The organism is Rhodococcus sp. (in: high G+C Gram-positive bacteria) (genome assembly GCF_049286785.1).
GTDB lineage: Bacteria > Actinomycetota > Actinomycetes > Mycobacteriales > Mycobacteriaceae > Rhodococcus_F.
Genome location: NZ_JBAQEO010000095.1, coordinates 1 through 5,015, shown reverse-complemented (window position 1 = coordinate 5,015; position 5,015 = coordinate 1). Strand labels below are relative to the sequence as shown.

Genomic DNA, 5,015 nt, shown 5'->3' with positions numbered 1-5,015 from the left:
ACGTGCTGGAGGAGTCGATCACGGCCGACTACGCGCTGGTGCACGCCGCGGTGGGGGACACCGCGGGCAACCTGGTGTTCAACCTGGCGGCAGGGAACTTCAACCCGCTCGCCGCGAGGGCCGGCCGGGTGTGCGTCGCCCAGGTCGAGACGCTGGTGGAGCCCGGTGTGCTCGATCCCGCGACGGTACAGCGGCCCGGCATCTTCGTCGACCGCATCGTGTGTACGGGCAAGCAGGACAAGCAGATCGAGAAGCGCACTGTCACGAGGGCGGAAGGGGTGCCGGCATGACGACCATGCTCACCGAGTTGTCGGGGTGGACCCGCGAGCAGATGGCGGTTCGGGCGGCGGCAGAACTGACCACCGGGGAGTACGTGAACCTCGGCATCGGCCTGCCGACGCTGATTCCCAACCATCTGCCCGCCGGCATCGAGGTGACCCTGCACAGCGAGAACGGCATCCTCGGTACCGGCGTCTACCCGACCGAGGATGCGGTCGACGCCGATCTGATCAACGCGGGCAAGGAAACCGTGACGGTCGTCCCGGGTGCGTCGTTCTTCGACTCGGCGGTGTCCTTCGGGATGATCCGGGGCGGACACATCGACGTGGCCGTGCTCGGTGGTATGCAGGTGTCCGAGGGCGGTGACCTGGCGAACTGGATGGTCCCCGGGAAGATGGTCAAGGGCATGGGCGGGGCGATGGACCTCGTGCATGGGGCACGGAAGGTCATCGTGCTGATGGAGCACACCGACCGGTCCGGCGCGTCGAAGGTGGTACGCACCTGCAGCCTTCCGCTGACCGGTCAGGCGGTGGTGCATCGCATCATCACCAATCTCGCCGTCATCGACGTCACCGACGCCGGTCTGGTGCTGCGCGAGTGCGCCCCCGGTGTCTCGGAACAGGACGTCCGAGACGCCACCGACGCGCCCCTGACCTCGATCGCCGAACCCGCCGCCCGAACCGCCGACTGAAAGCGACCCGACGATGCTCAATCTGTCCGTCCTCCTGGAGGATTCTGCCCGCCGCTATCCGGACCGCGTTGCACTGGTCCTCGGGGACACCCGAATCACTTACGGCGAGCTCGACGCCCGATCGAACCAGGTGGCCAACCTGCTGATAGAGCGGGGAATCGAGCCGGGCGACACCGTCGCGCTGTCCTTCCCGAACGTGCCCGAGTTCGCGATCGTCTACTACGGCATCGTCAAGGCCGGCGCCGTTGTGGTGCCGCTGAACATCCTGCTCAAGGGCCGCGAGATCGCCTACCATCTCGAGGATTCCGGCGCCCGGGCCTACTTCTGCTTCGAAGGCGGCGCGGACCTGCCGATCGGCGAGTTCGGCCGGGCCGGGTTCGCGGCGGTACCGCAGTGCCGGGACATGTTTGTCGCCGGTGCCGATCCCGGCACCGACGCCGCCGGCGTGCACGGTCTCGACACCGCGCTCGCGGGCGTCTCGGGGAACTTCTCCGCGGCGGTGCGCCGGCCGAACGACACGGCGGTGATCCTCTACACCAGCGGCACCACCGGAAAGCCGAAGGGTGCCGAGCTCTCCCACTCCAACATGGTGATGAACGCGGTGACCGCGAACCGTCTGTTCGACAGCAACCCGATCCGCCACGACACCTACCTGGTCACCCTGCCCCTGTTCCACTCCTTCGGCCAGACCGTGACGATGAACGCGGGACTGTCGGTCGGTGCCACCCTGGTGCTGCTGCCGCGATTCGAAGCGCGCGCCGCACTGAAGCTGATGACGGACGAGGGCATCACCGTGTTCGCCGGTGTGCCGACGATGTACTGGGGCCTGCTCGGAGCCCTCGATGAGGGGGTGGACGTCGACCGGATCGCCGGGACGATGCGCCGGGCCATCTCGGGCGGCGCGGCGCTGCCCGTCGAGATCCTGACCCAGTTCGCCGAACGTTTTGGCGTGCAGATCCTGGAGGGTTACGGGCTGTCCGAGACCTCGCCGCTGGCCCTGTTCAGCGACCCGGAGCGAGAGCCCCGGCCGGGGTCGATCGGCGTACCGGTGTGGGGCGTCGAGGCCCGCCTCGTCTACGAGGACTGGAACACCGTGACCGACGTCGACGCGGTCGGGGAGATCGCGCTGCGCGGGCACAATGTGATGTCCGGCTATCTCGGACGCCCCGAGGCCACCGCCGAGGTGCTGCGCGACGGCTGGCTGCGCACCGGTGACCTGGCTCGACGGGACGCGGACGGCTTCTACTACATCGTTGACCGCGCAAAGGATCTGATCGTGCGCGGCGGGTTCAACGTGTACCCCCGAGAGATCGAGGAGGTGCTGATCACCCACGACGCGGTCTCGCTCGCAGCGGTGATCGGCGTCCCCGACGAGAGCCACGGCGAGGAGGTCAAGGCATTCGTCATCCTCGAACCGGGTAGGCAGGTCACGGAGGCGGAGCTGATCGCCTGGTGCCGGGATCAGATGGCGGGATACAAGTACCCGCGGTCGATCGAGTTCACCGCGGTGCTGCCGATGACCGCGACGGGCAAGATCCTCAAACGCGAACTCGTCGCACCGGCTCTGGAGCAGCAAGGTGCTCGGTATGTCCAGTGATCTGCACGTGACCCCCGACCATCAGTCGGTCGCAAGCCTCGAGAAGAGCCCGGACGGTCCGGTGCGCCCCCGCGCGGCCGCCCTGGCGACCGGTGTCGCGCTGTGCGCCGTCGGCGCCGCGGTCGCGATGGCGATCGGCTGGCTGGTGCCGGCGGTGAACCCGATGCTGATCGCGATCGTCCTCGGGGCGTTCGCGGCCAATCTGGTCTCGATCCCCGCCTGGATCAAACCCGGCCTGGACTTCTCGGCCAAGCGCCTGCTGCGTGCCGGCGTCGCCCTTCTCGGACTCCAGCTGATGTTCAGCGACATCGTCGGGCTGGGCTGGGGCGTGATCGCGGTCGTGGTGGCCATCGTCGTGCTCGGCATCACCGGGACGATGTACGTGGGCAAGCTCCTCGGGCTGTCCTGGACCCAACGGGTGCTCATTGCATGCGGGTTCTCGATCTGCGGCGCCGCCGCGGTCGCCGCCGCAGACGGTGTCGTCGACGCGAAGGAGGAGGAACTGCTCACCTCGATCGCACTGGTCGTCATCTTCGGCACCCTGATGATCCCGGCGATTCCGCTACTGACGCAGGCCCTGGGGATGGACGACCGGGAGGCCGGCATGTTCGCCGGCGGCTCGATCCACGAGGTCGCGCAGGTCGTAGCGGCCGGCGGTGTGATCGGTGGCGGCGCGCTCGCCGTCGCCACGGTGGTCAAGCTCGCGCGCGTACTGATGCTGGCCCCGGTGATGGCGTACCTCGGCGTCCTGCAGCGGCGTCGGGCTCCGGGCGGGGAGGCGAGCGGCAAGACGGCCGGCAAGCAGCCGCCGCTGGTGCCGGTGTTCGTGATCGGATTCCTCGCGTTGGTGGCGGTGCGCTCGTCGGGTCTGTTGACCGATGCCGTGATCGACCAGGCCAAGGTCGCACAGTCGGCGCTGCTGACCACGGCGATGTTCGGGCTGGGCCTCGGGGTACGGGTGAGCCTGCTGCGCTCCGTCGGTCCGCGGCCGTTCGTCCTGGCCACCGCGTCCACCCTGTGGGTGGTGCTCGTCGCACTGGTCGGTGTGTGGCTGGTGGCCTAAGCCTCGATCCACCGATGTATCTGCTGGGTAGCCGAGTGTCGAACTGAAGAAAGTGCCTCCTGAACTGGGATGATTTGAGTTCTCACACAGCAAATCGGTCCACTCCAGGAAAGGCACTTCCGGTGAAAGTGTCCCACAAATTCGTCGAGGGCCCGGCCGTCTTCGACGAGAACAACCTCGTGTCCTCTGCAGGTCTGGTGTCGGTCATGGTGTTGGCCGACCAGACCAGGCTGCGGGAGCTGCTCGCCGACAAGGTCTCGATCGCTGATCCGAAGATCGCGTCGGGTGCCGCAAACCCGGCACCGAAACCGGCCACGTTGATAGCCGGGATGTGCGCCGGAGCTGATTGCATCGACGACATCGACATCTTGCGAGCGGGTGGCATGAAGCACCTCTTCGACAACCTGTACGCCCCCTCGACGGTGGGAACTTTGCTGCGCGAGTTCACCTTCGGCCACGGTCGCCAACTCGAATCGGTGATACGTGAACACCTCATCGAACTCACAGCCCGAGCCGACATCCTCCCCGGACTGGCCGAGCGTGCGTTCATCGACATCGACTCGCTGCTGCGTCCGGTCTACGGCCACGCCAAACAAGGAGCCTCCTACGGGCACGCGAAGATCGCCGGCAAACAGATCCTCCGCAAAGGCCTGTCCCCGCTCGCGACGACGATCAGCACTGCCGGGTCGGCACCGGTAGTCGCCGGCATGCGGCTGCGAGCAGGAAAAGCTGGTTCCGGTTAAAGGTGCAGGTCGGATGGTCACCCAGGCCGTCATCACCGCCCGGAAAGCGGGCGCATCAGGCAACGTCCTGGTGCGCGGTGATTCCGCCTACGGCACATGCTCGGTCATCTCCGCCTGCCTGCGATCGAAGGTCGACTTCTCGGTCGTGATGGCCAAGAACACCGCCGTCCAGAGAGCCATCGACACCATCGCCGACGACGCGTGGACACCCGTGCGCTACCCCGGAGCGGTCCGCGACCCGGACACGGAGTTTGGATCTCCGAATCTCCGACGCCGAAGTTGCCGAAACCACCTACACGGCTTTCGCTTCCACCAACACTCCGGTCACGGCTCGGTTGATCGTGCGACGCGTCAAGGACGCCCGCTACCCCGATGCATTGTTCCCGGTGTGGCGGTACCACCCGTTCTTCCGCCGTCAGCACGTTGCCGACGGCCACCGCCGACGTCACCCACCGCGGGCATGCGATCATTGAGACCGTCTTCGCCGACCTCATCGACGGGCCCCTTGCGCACATGCCGTCGGGGCGTTTCGGGGCGAACTCCGCATGGGTGCCCATCCTCGGTCAGACCGCGGTCGTCGAGGAACTGCCGGGTCGCCGAGGACTGAGCGCGGTCAGTCCACGACCACCGTCAACTCGATGC

The 5,015-nt window shown here is 67.2% G+C and carries 4 protein-coding genes and 1 pseudogene; all 5 read left to right on the top strand.

Annotated elements, in window-relative coordinates; all coding sequences use genetic code 11:
* On the top strand, window positions 1-290 hold a 290-nt coding region (locus WAW17_RS03710; protein WP_422331663.1), incomplete at its 5' end, for a CoA-transferase.
* A complete protein-coding gene (locus WAW17_RS03705) occupies window positions 287-970 on the top strand; it encodes a CoA transferase subunit B (RefSeq protein WP_422331662.1) in 684 nt (227 codons plus the stop codon). The genes WAW17_RS03710 and WAW17_RS03705, both read left to right, overlap by 4 nt.
* Before the next feature lie 13 nt (window positions 971-983).
* Window positions 984-2,567: a long-chain-fatty-acid--CoA ligase gene (locus tag WAW17_RS03700; RefSeq protein WP_422331661.1), complete on the top strand. Its 1,584-nt coding sequence runs from the start codon at window positions 984-986 to the stop codon at window positions 2,565-2,567.
* Window positions 2,557-3,630 (top strand): YeiH family protein, encoded by a 1,074-nt coding sequence (locus WAW17_RS03695; RefSeq protein ID WP_422331660.1) that lies wholly within the window; start codon window positions 2,557-2,559, stop codon window positions 3,628-3,630. Before WAW17_RS03700 ends, WAW17_RS03695 begins: the two co-directional genes overlap by 11 nt.
* A 122-nt stretch (window positions 3,631-3,752) precedes the next feature.
* A pseudogene (locus WAW17_RS03690) lies at window positions 3,753-4,925 on the top strand (IS1380 family transposase); the annotation flags it as partial.
* Window positions 4,926-5,015: the final 90 nt, after the last annotated feature.

Bases quoted from the DNA above. Each gene is read 5' to 3' on its own strand.
- WAW17_RS03705 (WP_422331662.1), top strand. From the start codon at position 287: ATGACGACCATGCTCACCGAGTTGTCGGGGTGGACCCGCGAGCAGATG.
- WAW17_RS03700 (WP_422331661.1), top strand. From the start codon at position 984: ATGCTCAATCTGTCCGTCCTCCTGGAGGATTCTGCCCGCCGCTATCCG.
- WAW17_RS03695 (WP_422331660.1), top strand. From the start codon at position 2,557: ATGTCCAGTGATCTGCACGTGACCCCCGACCATCAGTCGGTCGCAAGC.